This window comes from Synechococcus sp. R55.7 (assembly GCF_047461955.1).
GTDB lineage: Bacteria > Cyanobacteriota > Cyanobacteriia > Thermostichales > Thermostichaceae > Thermostichus.
Genome location: NZ_JANSIC010000001.1, coordinates 25,362 through 29,141 on the forward strand (window position 1 = coordinate 25,362; position 3,780 = coordinate 29,141).

Consider the following 3,780-nt stretch of genomic DNA (forward strand, 5'->3'; position numbering starts at 1 on the left):
CTCTGCCGCTTGGCTCACAGCCTCCGCGAGGGAGAAAGTCCATCGTCCCCTCATATCAAAAAGAACATCTACTTCACGAAGAGTGGTTGGAGCGAAGGGGAGACTGCGCAGATTCAGGAAACCGAGAACCTGATATGGTAGGCGTTATCCTGCCTGATCTGCTCTTTTGCTCAGTGCAGCCTCCCCTCTTCATAGACTGATGCGAGAATTGCCCTCTGATCCTTCCAATCGTGCCGGCGTACCCTTTGGGGATCAGACCCTGGCTCTGATGCGCGTCCAGGAGGCCCTGGATCAATTGGAGGCAGCCATTCTCAGTAGCCCTCGCCTGTTTTGGTCTCGCACCCTTATTGAAGAGGAAAAGATTCTGGAGCAGTTAGACTTTATCCGCCTGAACCTGCCGACAGCCCTGGAGGAAGCGGAGGAACTGCTGCGCCAGCGGGATCGGATCTTGGCAGAGGCCAATCGCTACGCCCAAGAAATTGTGGCCGCGGCCCAACGTAGGGCTGAGCAGCTCCTCAACGAATCGGCGATTCTGCGACAGGCCCAAGCTCAGGCGGAGCAGTTATTGCAACAAGCCTATCAACATAGTGAGGAGGTGCGGCGACAGACACTGCAGGAATCGGAGCGCCTGCAGCGGGAGGCCCACCGTTACGTGGATCAGGTGTTGCAAGACTTGGAGTTGCGGTTGGTGGAGTCCTTGCGGGTGATCCGCAACGGGCGGCAAAATCTGCAGACCTAACAGAGAAGAGTCAGACTGGGGCTTGAGCGCTGCCTTCAACCTGTGCCAGGAGCATTTTTATCCCGCGTTGTGCAAGTCTTTTGGAGCGGTGGGTTAGGGATCTCCTGAGCAGGCGAGGGACGGCTCCCCTCGCTAGACTTGAGCAGAAGACGTTCCCCAGCGGCCCTTGACATCCTCTCTGCCCATCATCCTTGGCGTATCAGGCGCTTCAGGGATGCTCTATGCTGTGCGCGCTCTGCATGTTCTGCTCAGCCTGGACTACCGCGTCGAAGTGGTGGCCTCCAAAGCGGCCTATCAGGTGTGGCAGGGAGAACAAGGGGTGCTGCTGCCGACAGACCCCCGCAAGCAGGCCCACTTTTGGCGACAGCAAGCCGAGAGCAGCGGTGGATCCCTAGTTTGTCATCGCTGGCAGGATGTGGGGGCAACCATTGCCAGTGGCTCCTATCGCACGCAGGGGATGTTGGTGATCCCGTGCAGCATGGGTACAGTTGCCAAGTTGGCTGCCGGCTTGAGCTCGGATCTGCTGGAGCGGGCTGCTGATGTGCAGCTCAAGGAGGGACGACGCTTGGTGGTGGTGCCGCGGGAAACCCCCTTTAGCCTGATCCACCTGCGCAACTTGACCACTCTGGCAGAAGCGGGGGCGCGCATTGTTCCGGCCATTCCAGCTTGGTACCACCAGCCGCGTACCATCCTAGATTTGGTGGATTTTGTGGTGGTGAAGGCGTTGGATCAGTTCGGTATTGATGGCGATCTCATTCGCCGCTGGCAGGGGATGCGCCAGCATCAGATCCTCAAGCTGCCCCCTGATCTCTGAGCGGGATCCCTTTTCCCGGCGGCAGGCTGGGATTTGGCTTGGGGGTGTTCCAAGCTGGGGGGGGCCCTGTGCCGATAGCCCTCACTTGTGGCACCTTGCCGGGAATAGCTCAGATCACTTGCTGAGCTAGCCGACTCGGGGATCCCGCTGAAGGGGGGTGGGCAAGTCAGGGCAGGTCTCCAGACTGGCCGCCCATTCCCCGATGAGGGTGTTGACCCAGTGAGGCAGCTCGTCGTGGGCGCAGTGGCCTACTCCCGGCAGCTTCACCAAGGTGAGGGCAGGTTGCCAGCGCTTAAATTGGTCTGCCAAAAAACTGGGCACTGCCGGATCTTCTCGGCCCCAAAGTAGCAAGATAGGCATTTTTAGGGTGGGCAGCAGGCGTTTGGGGCTGTCGAAGCGGCGGCAGAGAATGGCCCTCAGACCGTCCAAAAACACGTGGGCTGCCCCCGGCTCAAAGGCCGGTCTCTGGAAGATCTGCACCAGCTCGTCATCCACCTGCTCATCCCGCTTGTAGACATTCTTGATCCAAGCTCGTAGCACCTCGGTTTGTCGCAGCCAGTTGAAGAGGTGGGGATAAGTGAGGGGGCACCCCAGCAACGACAGAATCCCTTCGCAGAGGGCTCGCACCAGAGCATCCCAGGGAGAGGGCAATTCTTCCGGATGGGGCCCATCGGCGCAGCTAATCAAGCACAGGCCCTTCACCATCTGGGGATAGCGGGCGGCGGCAATGACTCCCACCAAGCCCCCGATGGAATGGCCCACCAGGATGCTGGGCTGCTGAATGTGAGTTTGCCAAAACTCGTGTACCTGCTCCACCCACAGATCAACGCTGTAGGCAATCTCCGGCTTGGCACTCTTGCCAAATCCCAGCAGGTCGAGGGCATAGACGGAGCGCTGGGATCCCAGAGGGAGAATGTTGTGGCGCCAATGACCCACTGACGCTCCAAATCCATGGATTAAAAGGGCCGGAGCTGCCGTCAAGTTGACGACACCGGCAAGGGTTTGGGCGCGACTGGGGGTGTAGGTGAAATGGATGGGCCAGCCCCGCCAATGCCAGGTTTGGGAGTAGCCGTAGCGAGGCAAAGCCGACAAGGGATCCCTGTCGCTACCCATTGGGGAAGGGGGGGGCGCATCAACAGAGGAGAAACCGGGAGCGCCAACGGAATTGGCGCCGACGGGAGCAGAAGGGGAAGGATGGGAGTCGAGTCCGTGCAAGGGAGAAGTGGGTGATAACAATAGGCTCATCTCCAATTTAGGCTAGACCAATCTTAGTGGTTTCCTCGGCTCATCATTTAATAGGACGTACTTTGCCACCGGTTCTTCTATATCTTCCAGGACATGCCAGCATGACTGTGTCCATAACCCCAGACCCAATGGATGAAGCCTTCGGGATAGACCCGATTACCGCTGCCAGCTTTCGCCAGATCGATCAGGAGATCGGCCCCCACCCCTGGCAAGGGATCCCTTATGAGGTGGTGCGCCGTGCCATTCATGCCACTGCCGACTTTGAGCTGCGGGATCGCTTTTTCTTCGGCCCCAACGCCGTTGAACACGCCCTGGCAGCCCTACGGCAAAAGCAGCCTGTCATTGTCGATGTCAGGATGGTGGCAGCTGGGATCCAGTCAGGTCTGAAAGCCCAAGGGATCCCCCTCTACTGTGCTTTGGACTGGGTGGAGGAGCCCCGTTGGCCCGGTCAAACCCGCGCCGCCAATGGGATGGTGAACTTGGCACGCCGCTATCCAGAAGCCCTGTTTGTCGTTGGCAATGCCCCCACCGCGTTGCTGGCTTTGGTGGAGGAGATTCGGGCACAGCGGGTCAAGCCGGCTTTGGTGATCGGAGTGCCGGTGGGATTTGTGGCGGTGGAAGAGGCCAAGCAGGCGTTGGCGCAAACGGATGTTCCCCAGATTCGGGTGGAGGGCCGCAAAGGCGGATCCCCAGTTGCTGCTGCCATTGTCAATGCCCTTCTCTTGGCAGCTCAACGGGATCCCATCCCCAACTGACTAGAATTGAAGGGATATCTTCAGACCTTTCCCATGACCCCAGAACAAGAGGAGTGGCTGATTCGCAACCTTCAGCAACAACAAGAACAAATCCAAGAAATGCGGGCCGAGCAGCAGCGGTCGGCTGAGCGCTTTGAGGCTCAGATGGTTGAGATGCGGCAGGGCTTTGCAGCCCAAATCTCCGAGATCCGGGCTGAACAGCAACGATCTGCCGAGCGCTTTGAGGC

Annotated in this window: 4 protein-coding genes and 1 pseudogene; 4 read left to right on the forward strand and 1 reads right to left on the reverse strand. The window is 59.1% G+C overall.

What is annotated here, in order from left to right:
- Nucleotides 1–208 precede the first annotated feature (208 nt).
- Nucleotides 209–739, forward strand: a complete 531-nt coding sequence (locus NW820_RS00150; protein ID WP_238376845.1) for a hypothetical protein — start codon at nt 209–211, stop codon at nt 737–739.
- 166 nt (nt 740–905) lie between these two features.
- A complete protein-coding gene (locus NW820_RS00155) occupies nt 906–1,553 on the forward strand; it encodes a flavin prenyltransferase UbiX (protein WP_011431889.1) in 648 nt (215 codons plus the stop codon).
- 126 nt (nt 1,554–1,679) lie between these two features.
- Here the strand turns inward: NW820_RS00155 and NW820_RS00160 are convergent, their stop codons facing one another.
- On the reverse strand, nt 1,680–2,798 hold the full coding sequence (locus NW820_RS00160; protein WP_414406341.1) for an alpha/beta fold hydrolase: 1,119 nt from the start codon (nt 2,796–2,798) through the stop codon (nt 1,680–1,682).
- Between the two features lie 101 nt (nt 2,799–2,899).
- On the opposite strand from NW820_RS00160, the gene NW820_RS00165 reads away from it, so the two are divergent.
- Both NW820_RS00165 and NW820_RS00170 read left to right on the forward strand, forming a co-directional pair.
- Nucleotides 2,900–3,553 (forward strand): cobalt-precorrin-8X methylmutase, encoded by a 654-nt coding sequence (locus NW820_RS00165; RefSeq protein ID WP_414329503.1) that lies wholly within the window; start codon nt 2,900–2,902, stop codon nt 3,551–3,553.
- Between the two features lie 33 nt (nt 3,554–3,586).
- A pseudogene (locus NW820_RS00170) lies at nt 3,587–3,780 on the forward strand (hypothetical protein); the annotation flags it as partial.

What these genes read in the sequence shown, in the direction of transcription:
- NW820_RS00160 (WP_414406341.1), bottom strand. Translation starts at nt 2,798, where the DNA reads ATGAGCCTATTGTTATCACCCACTTCTCCCTTGCACGGACTCGACTCC.
- NW820_RS00165 (WP_414329503.1), top strand. Translation starts at nt 2,900, where the DNA reads ATGACTGTGTCCATAACCCCAGACCCAATGGATGAAGCCTTCGGGATA.